Consider the following 15,419-nt stretch of genomic DNA (forward strand, 5'->3'; position numbering starts at 1 on the left):
CGACCGACGCCGCGGCTGATTTTGAGACATGACACACCACCATTCACCACCACACACCGACACCCTTCGCTCGATACTCGACCGACCCAGTCTCGGAGACCGCCTCCCGGCTGACCTGCGTGACGACCTCGTTGCCGAGGCAGAACGCAGCCTCTCGCCGGAAGCCGACCGCGAGCAACTGTACGCGGTTCTCATCCAGTCACTCCTCGCGCGCAGTGAGCACGAACCGGGCTTCGAAGCCCTCGCTGCCACCCTGTTTCGGGACCGATGCTACGAGCAGGTGCTCGGCCACACGGTGGGAAGCGACGCCTTCACCGAAGCCTACTGCGCCCACTTCAGAGACAGCATCCGCGAGGGCATCGCTCGGGATGTTTTCGTTGAACGCCTCGGTGAGTACAATCTTCAGGAACTCGCAGATTGCCTTGTTCCAGCCCGTGACGCAGACCTCGGCTACCGGGCGCTCGAAACGCTCACGAGCGACTCCTTCTTGCGAACGACAGGCGGAGAGCCACCCGAACTCCCCCAGACGTGCTGGATGCGCGTGGCGATGACGCTCGCCCTTCCCGAGGACGAACAGCGCAGAATCGACCACGCCGTCGATTACTACGACGTACTCTCGACGATTGACTGGTAGGTCAGACTGCCCGCGAGTAGACGAGTTCACTCACCGTCTCGTCACCCATTTTCACGCTCCCCGACCCCGACTGCTCGAAGCCCATCCGGGTAAACAGCGTGCGCGCCATCTCGTCGCTTTCGACCACGATGGCCTTCATCTCGGGCACGTTCGAGTCGCGCATGTCGTCGCGGAGGCGTTCGTAGAGTCGGTAGCCAATTCCCTCGTCCCAGCGGTCAGGATGGGTGTACAGGCGAACGATGTCTCCTTCACCGTCGTCCATGTAGCCATGGCAGAAGCCGACGACACCGCCGTCGTCTGCAACGAGGAAGTCGGTCTCGGGCTGATCAAGAATGGCTTGGAGTGAACCTTCCGAATACCACTCCTCGACGGTTCGGGAAATGGTTTCTCCGTCGATGGCGTCCGCGTAGGTGGCCTTCCATGCGGCGTGGGCCACGGCCTTGATGCCAGCGAAATCGTCAGGGATTGCGGGTCGAATCTCCATACAGTCCTGTCGCTCCGTGCGGGCTTGAGTAGGACAGAAACACCAGTTCGGTGGGGTTATCGACAGTTTGGTTGCAGTTTGCACCGACGTTCGCTACTCTGCTTCGACTTCCTCTGTCTGCACTGCTCCCTCCGCGTTCTCGACTTGTTGGAGAATCTCGTCGATGTCGTCCAGTCCGAGCAGCTCGCGGGTTTCGGCGTCGAATGCTTGGCTCAGCAGCTCTTCACCGCCCTCGCTCACGTCGCTCCCAGTCAGGTGTTTGCCGTAACGCCCAACGAGCGAGGTGAGCTCTTGGGGCATGATGTAGGTGGTCGAGGGGCTCGTCCCGATGGCTTCGAGCGATTCTAAGCCCTTATCGAGGACGGCACGCTCGCCCATCGACTCTGCGGCCCGCGCCCGGAGCGTCGTCGCAATCGCGTCGCCTTGGGCTTCGAGCATCTGGGCCTGTTTTTCCCCCTGTGCGCGGATGACTGAGGAGTTTTTGTCCCCTTGCGCCCGCTCGATGGAACTCCGGCGTTCCCCTTGGGCTTCGAGAATCATCGCCCGGCGGCGGCGCTCTGCGGAGGTCTGTTCTTCCATCGCGGCGACCACGTCTTGGCTCGGCGTGATGGCTTGCACCTCGACGGCTTCGACGCGGACGCCCCACGCGTCGGTCGGCCCCTCTAACTCGCGGCGGATGCGGTCGTTGATTTCGCGTCGCCGGGAGAGCGTGTCGTCAAGCGCCATATCCCCGAGCACCGCTCGCAGCGTGGTCTGCGCCAGATTCGACGTGGCGCGCATGTAGTCGTCCACTTCGAGGAACGCCCGCTTTGCGTCGGTCACGCGGAGGTAGATGACGGCGTTTGCGACGACCGGCGAGTTGTCGCGTGTGATGGCCTCCTGTGAGGGCACGTCCATCGTCTGGGTGCGCATGTCGAAGGCGTAGGTCTGGGAGACGAACGGCGGGACAAACCGGATGCCGGGACCGAGCAGTTCGCGGAACTCACCGAAGATGGTGAGCGCCTGCTTTTCGTAGGCTTGGACGATGACGACCGACTTTGCGACGATGACGGCGGCTGCACCGAGCGCGAGGATGCCGAGAATTGCGGTGGTGTCGAGGACGCTCAGAAAGCCAAGGATGAAAAACGCGGCGACGACGAGGGCTACGATTCGCCCGATGCCGCTTAGGTCGGGGCCCGTAGAGCGCTTCCCCAGTTCGTAGAAGAAACTGTCCATACCCTCGATTCTCGTGTCACTGAGTTAATTGTTGGCCTGCCTACTGCAGTCGGCGCTTGATGGTCTCTGCCCGCGATTTCCCGACGCCAGAGACGGTTTGCAACTCGCACACTGAGGCGGCTTTGATACCATCGACGCTCCCGAACCGCCGGAGGAGTCGCTTCCTGAGTTCGGGACCGACACCCGGGATGTCGTCGAGAACGGTTTTCACCTCGTCGCGGAGCGTCTGGTGGTACTGCACCGCAAAGCGATGCGACTCATCGCGCACGCGCTGGAGCAGGTGGAGTTGCGGTGCGTTCGACGGCCAGTCGAAGGTGCCATCGGGCGTTATCACGAGTTCCTCGGCCTTTGCGAGCGCAATCGCGGGCACGTCCCAGCCGGTCTCAGCGAGCGCCTCGCGCGCTGCGTTCAACTGCCCTTCCCCGCCGTCGATGAGCAGGAGATCGGGGTCAGGGCGGTCGTCTCTGCCCGAGACGGCGCGGGCTGCCCGCCACCGGACGAGGTCGTGCATGTTCGCGTAGTCGTCGTTCGTGTCGGTGAGTTTCTTCCGACGGTAGTCCGATTTCTCGGGAGAGCCATCGACGAACGTGACGTTGCTTCCGACGACGGCTTTGCCCTGTGCGTGGCTCACGTCGAACCCCTCGATGCGGCGGATGCGCCCCATGGTGAGGGCGTCACCGAGCGCTCTCCCCTCGTCAGTGGCAGGCGACCGGCGGGCGTTTTTCAGCGCTAAATCAACGAGCGTCGCCTCCCTTCCTGCCCCCGGCACCCGCACCGAGACGCCCTCTGCCTCCAGCCACCGGTCGAGTTCCGGGTCTTCGTGGCGCTCTGGCAGCAGAATCGCGTCCGGTAACTCGCGTTCGGCGTAGAACTGCGGGATGAACGCGGCGAGGACGGCTGCCACCCGTTCTTCGTCACCTTCGGGGGCAGTCATCGTGTACTGTTTTCGCTCCACGAGCTGGCCGCGTTCGCTGTGGAGGCGGGCAACCGTGGCGGTCTCGCCTTCGATGACCACGCCGAGGACGTCCACGACCATCTCGCTGCCCGATTTGGCGACAACATCGCCGCCACCGCCGTGGAACCGTTTGGCGGCTTCGAGGCGGTCTCTGAGGTTGGCGGCCCGCTCGAACTCCCGGTTCAGCGAGGCGCGCTCCATCTCGGCTTCGAGCGGTTCGGTGAGGATGCCGCTTTCACCTTCGAAAAATCGAATGACAGCGTCGACGTCCCCGACGTAGGCGTCCTCGGTGATTTCGCCGGTACACGGTGCGGTACACAGCCCGATGTTGAAGTCGATACACGGACGGGTTCGGCCTGCGAACTTGTGGTCAGAACACCCGCGGATGCCGTAGGTTTCGCGGATGGCTTTCACCACCGCATCGACGCGTCGGCGGTCGGTGTACGGCCCGAAGACGGTCGCGCCTGCCTCGGGGTCGCGCGTGACTTCGATGCGCGGGAACTGGTGGCCCGTGAGTTGGACCAGTGGATAGGATTTGTCGTCTTTCAGCCGGACGTTGTACTTCGGTTGGTGGCGCTTGATGAGATTCGCTTCGAGCAGTAATGCCTGCGTCTCGGTGTCGGTGACGGCGTAGTCGATCGTCTCTGCCAACTCGACCATCTGGCCGATGCGGTAGCTCCGGGGGTCTGCGTACGACCGCACCCGAGCGCGCAGGTTGACCGCTTTTCCGACGTAGAGCGTGGTACCGCCCGCTAAAAACTGGTAGACACCGGGCTCGGTGGGCAGTGTTGCAGCCTGCTCACGGAGGGCGGCCACGTCCATACCTGACTCGAACATCTCGAAGCGTTTCAACCGTTCGCTACCGTGGGATACAAGCACAGGGCGGTCTGACCACCCGACATGACCGATTCAATGCGCCTCTGGCTCGTCCACCGAACCTACGACGACAAGGGACTGATCTCGCTCGTGTACGCCACCGAGGACGGAACTCGCCATCTCCCGAAAGAGCGGGCGGCGAGCGCACTCGGTCGGATTCCGGTGACCGCGGCCATCGACGTAGACGCGAGCGACGTGTATCCCGTCGAAGACGAAGCAACCCGTGAGCGATACGAGAAAGAAGCGACGCGGATGGCAGCGCGTCACAATCCCACGGACGAGGTGTGACACAAAATTTTTCACTCGCTCAACACATGAGCCACTATGGCCGCCATTGAACTGGCCGATGTCACCAAGCGATTCGGTGACACGGTCGCCCTGAAACAACTCTCGCTACGTGTCGAGCAAGGCGAAATTTATGGCTTTCTCGGCCCGAACGGGGCGGGGAAATCGACGACCATCAACCTCCTCTTAGACTTCATCCGCCCAACGGCCGGCACGGTCACCGTGCTCGGCCACGACGCCCAACAAGAGAGCCTCGCCGTCCGCCAGAACACGGGCGTCCTCCCCGAAGGCTTCTCCGTGTACAACCGCCTCACCGGGCGCAAGCACGTCGAGTTCGCCATCGAGTCGAAAAACGCAACCGACGATCCGGACGCGCTGTTAAAGCGCGTCGGGCTTGCAGGCGACGGCGACCGCAAAGCAGGCGGCTACTCGAAAGGGATGCGCCAGCGTCTCGCCCTCGCCATGGCTATCGCGGGCAGTCCAGACCTCCTCATCTTAGACGAACCCTCCACTGGTCTCGACCCGAACGGCGCACGCGAGATGCGCCGCATCATCACCGAAGAGCGCGACCGCGGCGCGACCGTGTTCTTCTCCAGTCACATCTTAGAGCAGGTCGAAGCCATCTGCGACCGCGTGGGGATTCTCAGACAGGGTGAACTCGTCGCAGAGGACACCCTCGACGCCCTGCGCGACGAGACCGACGCCGGAACCACCCTCGTCATCACGGTCGGTGCGCTCCCGGACGAAGCACTCGCCGCCGTGCGCGACCTCTCTGGAGTCATCGACGTGACCCACGACGAGGACACGCTCACCGTTTCGTGTGAAGACGGGAGCAAAACGCGCGTCCTCACCACGCTCGAGGACAACGGCGCGACCGTCCAAGACTTCTCGACCAAAGAAGCCTCACTCGAAGACCTGTTCGCCTCGTACACGGAGGTGTCCGCATGAGCGTCGTCACCGTCGCCAAAAAGGACTTCGCGGACGCCATCCGCTCGAAAGTGCTGCTCGCACTTGCCACGCTGTTCGTCCTGTTCGCGGGCGGTGCGGCCTACATCTTTGCTGAATTCTTCAGCGGCGCAAATGAAGCCATCTCTGCGGTCGGATTCATCGTGTTCTTGCTCGGGCCGGTTGGGACGCTCGTCCCACTCACCGGTCTCATCGTCGGCTACAAAGCAATCGTCGGTGAGCGAGAGAGCGGGAGTCTCAAGTTCCTGCTCGCACTGCCCCACACCCGCCGCGACGTCGTGCTCGGCAAGGTGGTCGGTCGCTCTGGCGTGCTCGCCACGGCGATTCTCGCCGGCTTCGCCCTCGCCGCCGTCATCGCGATTACCCTCTACAGTTCGTTCTCACCAGCGACGTTCCTCGGGTTCACCGCCCTCACGCTCCTGTTCGGAGCCGTGTTCGTGAGCGTCGGAGTTGGCATCTCCGCTTCGACCAGTTCCTCCTCGAAGGCAACCGCCGCAGTCATCGGCTTTTTCCTCCTGTTCGAGTTCCTCTGGGGGCTCATCCCAACGCTCCTCAACTACGCCATCACCGGGAGCTTCGGCTTCCAAGGGCCACCGCCGAGCTGGTACCAGTTCCTCACGAACGTCAGCCCGAGCGCCGCGTTTGGCAACGCCATCAAGCTCGTGCTCCCGGCCGACGCCGGAGTCTCGATGCCCGGACAAGTCACGTCCCTCTTTGCCGAAGGCTGGTTCGGCCTGCTCATCCTCCTCGCGTGGGCGGTAATTCCGCTTGCCCTTGGCTACCTCCGCTTCGAGCGCGCAGACCTCTAAGCCACACACCTTTTGTTTCGCCCGGCGTGTCCCCACCAATGCACCTTGCTGAAGGCGACACGCACACCTACGAACGCACCTTCACCCACGAGGACGTCCGCCAGTTTGGCGAGTTATCCGGCGACGACCAACCCCGCCACACCGAACCCGACGAGGAGGGCAGGCTCATGGCACAGGGACTGCTCACCGCCACCTTGCCGACGAAACTCGGTAGCGACATCCACTTTTTCGCCCACACGATGACGTTTCGCTTCCGCAGACCGGTCTATACGGGCGAGCGAATCACCTGTGAGATGACGCTCGATACGATAAACGAGGCCGACGACCGCTACAACATAGACGCCACCTTCGGCTGCACCAACGACGAGGATGTGACCGTCCTTTCGGGAGACGTTTCGGGGCTTATTTGGAAGGAGTAACTCCCTCGCCTGCGAGCAGTTCCCAGAAGGCGTCTTCGTCGAGAATCGGAACCTCTTTCGCCTCCGCATCGCTCGTCTTGCTCGCCCCCGGATTCTCTCCGGCCACGAGGTAGTCGGTGTTCCCCGAGACGCTCCCCGTCGCGTTCGCGCCGTGTTGCTGGACGAGTGCTTGGGCCTCGCTGCGTGTCATCTCTGACAGGCTGCCGGTGAACACGAAGGTGAGGCCAGCGAGTTCGTCGCCACCCGCCCATTCGACGGACTCGGGTTCGACGCCGCGCTCGCGTAGCTGGGCAATCACGCGCCGGTTTTCCTCGCTCTCGAAAAAGGTGTGAATGTCCGCGGCAACTGTTTCGCCCACGTCATCTACTTCCTGTAATTCCGCTTCGCTCGCGTCCATTATCGCGTCGAGCGTGCCGAATTCGCCGGCGAGCGACCGCGCGGTGGTCGGTCCCACCGACGGAATCCCGAGGCCGACGAGGAAAGCGGCAAGCGAAGGGTGTTTCGCCGCTTCTAACTCAGAGAGCAGGTTGTCGGCGCTCTTTTCGCCCCACCCCTCAAGTTCTACGAGGTCGTCGCGCGAGAGCGTGTAGAGGTCGGCTATCGTCTCGATGAGCCCTTCTTCGATGAGTTGGACGACCTTCTCTTGGCCGAGGCCTTCGATGTCGAGCGCCCCACGGCTGGCGTAGTGGCTCACGGCGCGTTCGAGTTGGGCGCGACAGGCGAAGCCGCCGGTACAGAAGGCGAGCGGGCCGTCGCGTTCGACTGGACTGTCACAGACTGGGCAGGTGTCGGGGTACGCGAAGTGCCCCGCAGAGTGTTTCTCGACGACTTCTGCGACGTACGGAATCACGTCGCCCGCCCGCTCAATGCGGATTTCGTCGCCGATGTTCACGTTCATCGCCTCGATTTCGCCGGGGTTATGCAAGGTCGCTCTGGAGACGGTGACGCCCGACACGTCGACGGGGTCGAGCAGGGCAACCGGCGTCAGGCGGCCGGTGCGCCCGACCTGCACCACGATGTCCGCGATGCGCGTCTGCTCGGTGCGGGCGGGGAACTTGTAGGCGAACGCCCAGCGCGGGGCGCGAGCCGTCTCGCCCAACTCGTCACACGCCGCCCGGTCGTTGACCTTGATGACCGTGCCGTCGATTTCGTAGTTCAACTCGTCGCGGGCGTCCTGTATCTCGTTTCGGTAGCCGATTGCCTCTTCAATACCAGGAACCAACCGCGAGCGAGCAGAGGCTTTGAGGCCCCACTCGGGGAGCCGGTCGTGTTGGGCTGCGTGAGTCTCGAACGTCCGGGTCGAATCGAGCACGTCGAAGAAAAAGCAGTCGAGCGGGCGCTGTGCGGTAATCTTCGGGTCGAGCTGTCGCAGCGTTCCCGCCGCCGCGTTTCGCGGGTTCGCAAACGGGTCGTCGCCCGCCTCGATGCGCTCGCGGTTGTGCGCCTGAAACGCGTCGCGCGGCATGTACACCTCGCCGCGCACGACGAGCCGATCCGGAAAATCGCCGTGCAGACGCTGGGGGACGGAGCGAATCGTCCGGACGTTTGCGGTCACGTCCTCGCCGGTGACGCCATCGCCGCGGGTTGCGGCCCGTTCGTAGCGCCCGTCTTCGTAGACGACTTCGACGGAGAGGCCGTCGAATTTCGGTTCACAGAAATACTCGACTGCGCCCACCGCATCGCGGACTCGCTGGTCGAACGCGCGCATGTCGGCTTCTTCGCCCGAGGAGTCGATTGACTTCATCGCGGCGACGTGCTCGACGGTTTCGAGTTCGTCTAACGGTTCCTCACCGACTCGGCGTGTCGGACTGTCTTCCGCCCAGAGGTCGAAGGCATCTTCGACGTCCTGGAGGCGGCTGAACAGGGCGTCGTAGGTTCGGTCTGCGATGACTGGCTGGTTCTCGACGTAGTAGCGTCGGTCGTGATAGCGGATGGCTTCGCGGAGCAGTTCGACCTCTTCGCGCGCCTCGTCGTCGCTCAACTCTGCGAGCGGGCGAAACTCGGCTACGGGGTCTGAGAGATAGGGATTGTCGTCGCCGTCAGTCATTACTCCGTGATTGGTCGCCCGGTGTTAAAATCTCGGGGAGAGGGTCTCGATGGTTTCGAGTTCGGCGGCACACCGCTTTGCAAAGGCGAGGAGGTCGAGGTCGGCGTCGGGGTCAACCGAGACGATGACGCCCGCGTTCTCCTCGAAATAGAACCGTACGATGAGCGGGTTGCCGAAGCATGTGGGGGCTTTGTGTGTGAACATGGCCTGACACTGGCGACACTTGGTCAGACCCACAGGCGTTATCTGTTGGGCCTCAAAGTGAGAGGTATGTCGGAGGAGTTCCTCCTGTTGAACCCAGGACCAGTCCCGATCACCGATGCGGTACGCAGAGCCATGGACGGGTCGATGATCTCACACCGCTCGGCCGAATTCGAAGCCACCTACGCTCGCGCGCAGGACGGCCTTTCTTACATCTTCGAGTGTTCGACACTCGACGGGTCTTCTACGTCCGCAGGAGGAACCAGCCTCATCTTGAACGGCACGGCCACGATGGGCATGGAGGCCGCCGTGGCGAACCTCACGGACGACGACAGCGAGGTCGTCGCGCTCGTAAACGGCAAGTTCGGCCGCCGGTTCAAACGCATCGCAGACCGCCACGCACAGGTTTCGGCCGTCGAAATCGAGTGGGGTGAATCGTTCGACCTTGCCGAGGTTGCCGAGGTCATCACCGACGACACGGACGTGGTCACGATAGTACACAACGAGACCTCGACGGGCGTGTTGAACCCGGTCGAACAGGTCGGTGAACTCGCTGCCGCCGCGGACGCCCGCTTCGTCGTAGACGGCGTCACCAGCATCGGCGGCGATGTGTTCAAAATCGACGACTGGAACGTTGACATCGCCATCACCGACTCCCAGAAGGCGCTCGCCGCGCCGCCGGGCGTGAGCGCGATGTACGTCGCAGACCGCGCCGTTGAGCACATCGACGGCGAGGGCGCGCCGTTCTACGAGGACTTAGACTGGCATCTTCGCAAAGCCGAGTCCCACCAGACGCCGTTTACGAGCGCCGTCCCGCTGTTTCGGTCGCTCGCGGTCGCCGTCGAGCAAATTGAAGACGAGACGATGCCGACGCGCATTGCCCGCCACCGCCGCCAGTCCGCGGCGTTCCGCGCTGGCTTCGAGGCGATGGGCCTCTCACTTTTCGCCTCGCTCAACGAGGATTCGGCCTACTCGAACACGCTCACGTCGGTCGCGTTGCCCGAATCGGTCAAAGAAGCACCGAGCGACTTTTTCGACGCGGTCAAAGAGCGAAACGTCTCCATCAGCGGCGGACAGGCCCACCTCGGCGGACACATCTTCCGCGTCTCGAACATGGGCAACCTCGATGACGACCAGATTCTGCGCGGGATACGGACGATTGGCGAGGCCATGACCGACGTCGGCGTCGATGCGGACACCGAGGCCGCCCTTTCGGCCGCCCGCGCTGAACTGGACGACTAACTCAGCGTCCGGCTTCCGCGCCGAACAGCGACTGTTTTTCGAGTTTTAGGCGGACGAACACGGGAATCGTGAGCAGCGCGATGGCGATTTCCAGCCCGCCTGCGACGAGGAACGCGGCGAGGAAGCCGTAGGCATCGGCCACCGCGCCGCCGACGACGATGCCCGTGAGAAACCCGATCGAGCCGAAGATGTTGAACCCGCCCATGGCGACGCCGCGTTCGGTGTCCCGCGAGAGGTCGTTTACGAGCGCCATCGTCGCCGGGGCCATGAGCGCGCCAAGGACGCCGACGACGACCATGCCGACGCGGGCGGCGTTCAGGCTGGAGGCGAGGCCAACGGCGATGACGGCCACCCCATACAGGCCCGAACCGACGACGACCGGCCCGACTCTCCCGATTCGGTCTGAGAGTACGCCAAAGGGGTACTGAAGCAGGGCAAACGGGACGAAAAACAGCGCGAGCACGAGGCCGGTTTGGGCGGCGTCTAAGCCGAACGCGGTGCGGAAATAGAACGTCCCGACGAGGGCGAAAAAGCCCGCCGTGAGTCGGTCGATGAAGCCAAAGGCGTAGGGCAGGAGGAGGACGGGCGTCTTCTTGAGGCCCGAAAGGGTGGCTGCGACACCGTCGTGATTCTTCGGGGCGCGGTCGGTGACGAATATCGTGAGTACGGCCCCGAGTGCGAGCAGGCCGCTTGCGAGGTAGAGTGGTGCGAGTGGGTCTATCGTGGTGAGTCTGCCGCCGAGCGGTGCGCCGAGAGCAGTGCCGAGGCCGATGGCGATGCCCGCCGCGCCCATGTTCTTGCCGTGGCCGCCGTCCAAATCCATCAGCATGGTCATGGCGAGCGAGAAGGCGGCGATGGTGACCGCGCCTTGGACGAATCGAAGAACGAGCACGGCTCCGAAGGCGGTGATGCCGACCACGGGGAGGACGGCGAGCAGAGAGTAGCCAACCGCCCCACCGAGTGCGCCGAGGGCGATGTAGGGCGCTCGCCGTCCCGTCGAATCGCTCAAACTCCCCCAGACGCCCGCAAAGAGGACGAATCCCAGAAATTCGGCCGTGAGAAACCACATGCCTGCGTCGAGGCTCGTGGTCGCGCCGAGGGCCGCGAGTAAGTCCGGGACGCCGGGGTAGAGGAGCACCTGCGCGAACAACACGACGAACACGACGAGTGCGAGGCGTATCCGGTCTGTCCCGACCATGTGGGTAGGAAGAACCTGAACGGGCTAAATCTCTGTGTTCGCAGTGGGACGACCGTTTCAGTGAGAAAACGCTCGACGTGAACGTTCTTCCTGTCAGGTCTGTCTCGGTAGTTAGTAAATCTCTAATTCTGACATTTCCCGTTTAACGATATTATTCTCACGCGAATGTGGGGACAGGGGACAGAGACATGCGATTTGATATTCGCAGGTCAGACCGGGGGATGTCGCCACTGGTGGGGGTGATTACGATGGTTGCGGTGACCATTCTCTCGGCTGCGCTTACGACGGGAATGATGTATGGCATGACCGACGCAGCGGGCGGTCCAGCACCAGTGATAATAATGACTGACGCGGCTCGTGCGTCACAGGTCGGCGACCAGACCTACGCCGACTTGCTGTTTTACCACGAGGGTGGCCAACAGGCGAACGTCGAGGACTTAGAGATTCTCGTGCGAGACGGCTTGCACACGACGCGCCACCCCATCCCGAAAACCGGTGACGTGGCAGACGGGTTCTGGACGGGCGGTGAAGTGTTGTCTGTCTCGCTCTCGGGCGAGGAAGTCTGTGCAAGCGGTGGTGAGTACCTCGACGTGTACGTGGTGCACAAACAAGACGAAAAGCGCTCGTCTATCATCGCAAAGCGGACGGTTCCGGTTGACCGCGAAGACCAAATCGTGCCCATCACGAAAGACGACTTCAACATCGTCGATGGTGCGGTCGTGCCCGGTGCTGACTACGATGCTGAGGTCACGCTCCTCGGGACGGCTCTGACGAAACACGACGGTTCTAACATCCCTGTGAATATCGAATTCACCGTCGGTGACGACACTCTCGTTCCGTGGGCCGGCGACGTGAACGACGGCGAGAACCCACGAACCACGGAGTTCGTCGGGCGCACCGCGGGTGAAGAGATCTCCGTCAAAGCAAGCGGATGGTACACTGTCCGGTCTACCAAAGAGACCGAACGGGTGCTCGTGTTGCGCGACGGCGATGAAGTGCCAGACATCGAAGGGTTCAATGACCAGTCCAATGCAGAGGAATACGTCAGTGAGTACATCGTTGACGGGAAGATAAGCCTCAAAGAAAACCAGGCGATTTTCCTCTTCGAACTCGGGACCAAAGACCTCGACAGCGAGTTGGCTGATTTCTAGGACGCGGTCGTAGTCGTGAGCATGTCGCGGCTCGAAGAGACCACCGAGACCGAGAACGTAGTCGAGAACTCCCAAATCAGTGACGTGCGCTCACACTGCACCATCATCTGCGCTGCGTAAGGCGATTTGCGCGACTTTTTAGCGGGCGAGTGCAGGTTTTGCCTATACTCACAGTTATAGAAAGCTCCGGGAATATGAGTCTCACACATGACTCACTCCGAGTGGCCGGGTTTCTCTACGCGCTGTCTCCACGCGGGACAGGAACCAGACCCCGCGACAGGGGCGCGCGCCCCACCTATCTACCAAACGACCTCGTACGTGTTCGAGGACGCCGCGACGGCTGCGTCCCGGTTCGCCCTCGAAGAAGAGGGGAACATCTACTCACGCTTTTCAAACCCGACGACCGCCATGCTCGAAGCCAGACTCACCGCGCTCGAAGGCGGGAGCGCGGCGCTCGCCACCTCCGCGGGCATGGCCGCCTTGGACGCCGCAACCACCACGCTCGCCCGACCCGGCGACAACATCGTCTCTGCGGCCTCCATCTACGGCGGCACCCACTCGTACTTTTCCAATACCGCCGGAAACCGCGGGATTGAGCCACGCTTCGTCCCGACGCTCGACTACGACGCCTACGGAGAGGCTATCGATGAGGACACCGCCTACGTCCACGTCGAGAGCATCTCGAATCCGGCACTCGTGACGCCCGACCTCGAACGCATCGCGGAGATTGCCCACGCAAACGGCGCGCCGCTGTTCGTGGACAACACGTTCGCGACGCCGTATCTGTGCAATCCCTTCGAGCACGGCGCAGACCTCATCTGGCACTCGACCACCAAATGGCTCCACGGCTCTGGAACCACCGTCGGTGGCACGCTCATCGCAGGCGGCGACTTCGACTGGCGCGACTACCCCGAAGTCGGCCAACCGAACCCCGCCTTCCACGGGACGAACTTCACCGAACGGTTTGGCGACCGTGCGCTCGTCGAAGCCGCCCGCCACCGCGCCGTGCGGACGACCGGAAGCGGCCAATCGCCGTTCAACGCGTGGCTTACCCTGCAAGGTATCGAGACGCTCCCGCTTCGGATGGAGCGCCACTGCGAGAACGCACAGGCAGTTGCCGAGTTCTTAGACGCCCATCCAGCCATCGACTGGGTCGCCTACCCCGGCCTCGACAGCCACGAAACGCACGACAACGCCTCCAAATACTTAGACGGCGGCTACGGTGGCATGATTGCGTTCGGGCCGAAGGGCGGCTACGACGCCGCAAAGCGGCTGTGTGAGGAGACGAAACTGGCGAGCTTCCTTGCGAACGTCGGTGACTCGAAGACGCTCATCATCCATCCGGCCTCGACGACCCACGCCCAACTCACCGAGCAAGAACAGCTCGAAAGCGGCGTCAGCCCCGATCTCGTGCGGTTTTCGGTGGGTATCGAGGATGTCGATGACATCATCACAGACCTCGCGGAGGCCCTGCCATGAGCGACGACGGCGTCGCGCAATTGGGAGAATTCGAGTTCGAGTGTGGCGAGTCCATCCCGAATCTGGAGATTGCCTACGAAACCTACGGCGACTTTACGGGTGACAACGCAGTGCTCGTCTGTCACGCGCTCACGGGCAGTGCGCACGTCTCCGGACTCAGGCGGGCCAGCCACGGCGGGCAGGCGACGGCGTGGTGGGACGACATTGTCGGGCCGGGCAAAGCCATCGACACGACCGAGTACTTCGTCGTCTGCGCGAACGTGCCGGGGTCGTGCTACGGGTCGAGCGGGCCGTCGAGCGAGGGGCCGGACGGTGAGCCGTGGGGAACCGACTTCCCGCCGGTGACCGTCGGTGACTGGACCCGCGCCCAGCGCGAACTGCTCGACCACCTCGGGGTGCCAAACCTCCACGCCGTCGTCGGCGGGAGCGTTGGCGGCATGAACGCCCTCGACTGGGCGAAACAGCACCCGGACCACGTCGACCGCATCGTCGCGGTAGCGACCGCCGCCCGCCTCGACCCGCAGTGTCTCGCGCTCGATGCGATTGCGCGGCGGGCCATCACGACGGACGCGAACTGGAACGGCGGCGAATATTACGGGGGCGACCCGCCGAAGTACGGCCTCGCGCTCGCCCGCCAAATCGGCCACACGATGTACCTCTCGAAGGACTCGATGGACCGGAAGTTCGGCCGTCGGTCTGCGGGCAGAGACGCCGCCCGCGACGCCTTTCCGGTCGACCCGGCGGCCGGTTTCTTCCCGTATCGCGACGTGGAGTCCTACCTCGACTATCAGGCAGAAAAGTTCGTCGAGCGCTTCGACGCCAACAGCTACCTCTACCTGACGCGGGCGATGGACAACTACGACCTGTCTGCGGGATTCGAGTCCGACGCCGACGCACTCGCGGCGTTCACCGGCGAGGCGCTCGTCCTCTCGTTTACGGGCGACTGGCACTTCACGACCGAACAAGCAGAGACGCTCGCCGTTGCCTTCCGACAGGGAGAGACGCCGACGGCCCACCACAAGATCACCTCAGACCACGGCCACGACGCGTTCCTCGTGGAGCCAGAAAAAGTCGGCCCGCCGCTCGCAGATTTCCTCGAAGCTGGCGTCTCCGGCAAGGCCGTGACCGACACGATCTCAAGCAAGTCAGACCGACAGTTCGCCCCGGTGCACACAAGCCTGTTCGGGAAGTGATTACTCGGCGCGGGCGATGAGCGCGAGGCCAACGACCACGGCGAGCGCGTAGGCCGGTTGTGCGCTTGCGAACTCGATGACGTGACTTGGCGTCAGCCCCATCGCGGCTGATTCTGTCTCCGCAACTGCCATAGAGAGCGACCGATAGGCGACGCGCCCGCCCGCGAGCACCGCGATGAGTCCCGCCGTTTTGAGTGGGTAGTCACTCACCACGCCCACAAGCCGCCGCGAAATCGCCCGAAGCATATCCATTCTCATTCGCCGG

16 protein-coding genes are annotated in these 15,419 nt (G+C 63.1%); 9 read left to right on the forward strand and 7 right to left on the reverse strand.

Annotated features, from left to right (window positions below; genetic code table 11):
* Positions 1-28 precede the first annotated feature (28 nt).
* Complete coding sequence (locus V5N13_RS08835; protein WP_336360468.1) at positions 29-634, forward strand: ribonucleotide reductase N-terminal alpha domain-containing protein; 606 nt, start codon at positions 29-31, stop codon at positions 632-634.
* Between the two features lies 1 nt (position 635).
* On the opposite strand, the gene V5N13_RS08840 is transcribed toward V5N13_RS08835, so the two are convergent.
* The 3 genes from V5N13_RS08840 to V5N13_RS08850 form a co-directional block, all read right to left on the reverse strand.
* A complete protein-coding gene (locus V5N13_RS08840; protein WP_336360469.1) occupies positions 636-1,118 on the reverse strand; it encodes a GNAT family N-acetyltransferase in 483 nt (160 codons plus the stop codon).
* A gap of 93 nt (positions 1,119-1,211) precedes the next feature.
* Positions 1,212-2,333: an SPFH domain-containing protein gene (locus V5N13_RS08845; protein WP_336360470.1), complete on the reverse strand. Its 1,122-nt coding sequence runs from the start codon at positions 2,331-2,333 to the stop codon at positions 1,212-1,214.
* A 40-nt stretch (positions 2,334-2,373) separates the two neighbouring features.
* Entirely contained in the window at positions 2,374-4,110 is a 1,737-nt protein-coding gene (locus tag V5N13_RS08850) for an excinuclease ABC subunit C (RefSeq protein ID WP_336360471.1), read from the reverse strand.
* Positions 4,111-4,188: 78 nt separating this feature from the next.
* On the opposite strand from V5N13_RS08850, the gene V5N13_RS08855 reads away from it, so the two are divergent.
* Genes V5N13_RS08855 through V5N13_RS08870 form a run of 4 tightly spaced genes read left to right on the forward strand, consistent with a single transcriptional unit; the run spans position 4,189 to position 6,643 of the window.
* Positions 4,189-4,452, forward strand: a complete 264-nt coding sequence (locus tag V5N13_RS08855) for a hypothetical protein (RefSeq protein WP_336360472.1) — start codon at positions 4,189-4,191, stop codon at positions 4,450-4,452.
* A 36-nt stretch (positions 4,453-4,488) separates the two neighbouring features.
* Positions 4,489-5,397 carry an ABC transporter ATP-binding protein gene (locus tag V5N13_RS08860; protein WP_336360473.1) on the forward strand — a complete coding sequence of 303 codons (909 nt, stop codon included), beginning with the start codon at positions 4,489-4,491 and terminating at the stop codon, positions 5,395-5,397.
* Positions 5,394-6,224, forward strand: a complete 831-nt coding sequence (locus V5N13_RS08865; RefSeq protein ID WP_336360474.1) for an ABC transporter permease subunit — start codon at positions 5,394-5,396, stop codon at positions 6,222-6,224. The genes V5N13_RS08860 and V5N13_RS08865 overlap by 4 nt, the downstream gene beginning before the upstream one ends.
* Before the next feature lie 38 nt (positions 6,225-6,262).
* Positions 6,263-6,643 carry a dehydratase gene (locus V5N13_RS08870; protein ID WP_336360475.1) on the forward strand — a complete coding sequence of 127 codons (381 nt, stop codon included), beginning with the start codon at positions 6,263-6,265 and terminating at the stop codon, positions 6,641-6,643.
* Here the strand turns inward: V5N13_RS08870 and ligA are convergent.
* Positions 6,627-8,690 (reverse strand): NAD-dependent DNA ligase LigA, encoded by a 2,064-nt coding sequence (gene ligA / locus V5N13_RS08875; RefSeq protein ID WP_336360476.1) that lies wholly within the window; start codon positions 8,688-8,690, stop codon positions 6,627-6,629. The genes V5N13_RS08870 and ligA overlap by 17 nt on opposite strands.
* A gap of 24 nt (positions 8,691-8,714) precedes the next feature.
* Positions 8,715-8,894, reverse strand: a complete 180-nt coding sequence (locus V5N13_RS08880; RefSeq protein WP_336360477.1) for a hypothetical protein — start codon at positions 8,892-8,894, stop codon at positions 8,715-8,717.
* Positions 8,895-8,960: 66 nt separating this feature from the next.
* On the opposite strand from V5N13_RS08880, the gene V5N13_RS08885 reads away from it, so the two are divergent.
* The gene (locus tag V5N13_RS08885) at positions 8,961-10,133 is read left to right on the forward strand and encodes a pyridoxal-phosphate-dependent aminotransferase family protein (RefSeq protein WP_336360478.1); all 1,173 of its coding nucleotides are present in this window, start codon (positions 8,961-8,963) and stop codon (positions 10,131-10,133) included.
* A gap of 1 nt (position 10,134) precedes the next feature.
* On the opposite strand, the gene V5N13_RS08890 is transcribed toward V5N13_RS08885, so the two are convergent.
* Positions 10,135-11,331 (reverse strand): MFS transporter, encoded by a 1,197-nt coding sequence (locus V5N13_RS08890; RefSeq protein WP_336360479.1) that lies wholly within the window; start codon positions 11,329-11,331, stop codon positions 10,135-10,137.
* Between the two features lie 188 nt (positions 11,332-11,519).
* Here V5N13_RS08890 and V5N13_RS08895 point away from each other — a divergent pair, with 188 nt between their 5' ends.
* From V5N13_RS08895 to metX, 3 genes are all read left to right on the forward strand, one after another.
* Positions 11,520-12,482: a type IV pilin N-terminal domain-containing protein gene (locus V5N13_RS08895; RefSeq protein WP_336360480.1), complete on the forward strand. Its 963-nt coding sequence runs from the start codon at positions 11,520-11,522 to the stop codon at positions 12,480-12,482.
* 207 nt (positions 12,483-12,689) lie between these two features.
* Complete coding sequence (locus V5N13_RS08900) at positions 12,690-13,961, forward strand: O-acetylhomoserine aminocarboxypropyltransferase/cysteine synthase family protein (protein ID WP_336360481.1); 1,272 nt, start codon at positions 12,690-12,692, stop codon at positions 13,959-13,961.
* Positions 13,958-15,154, forward strand: coding sequence for a homoserine O-acetyltransferase MetX (gene metX, locus V5N13_RS08905; protein ID WP_336360482.1), 1,197 nt, complete (start codon positions 13,958-13,960; stop codon positions 15,152-15,154). The genes V5N13_RS08900 and metX overlap by 4 nt, the downstream gene beginning before the upstream one ends.
* Here metX and V5N13_RS08910 read toward each other — a convergent pair whose 3' ends face one another.
* On the reverse strand, positions 15,155-15,400 hold the full coding sequence (locus tag V5N13_RS08910; protein WP_332897557.1) for a hypothetical protein: 246 nt from the start codon (positions 15,398-15,400) through the stop codon (positions 15,155-15,157).
* Between the last annotated feature and the right edge of the window lie 19 nt (positions 15,401-15,419).

Source organism: Haladaptatus sp. ZSTT2 (assembly GCF_037081775.1).
In the GTDB taxonomy this organism is placed as follows: domain Archaea; phylum Halobacteriota; class Halobacteria; order Halobacteriales; family Halococcaceae; genus QDMS2.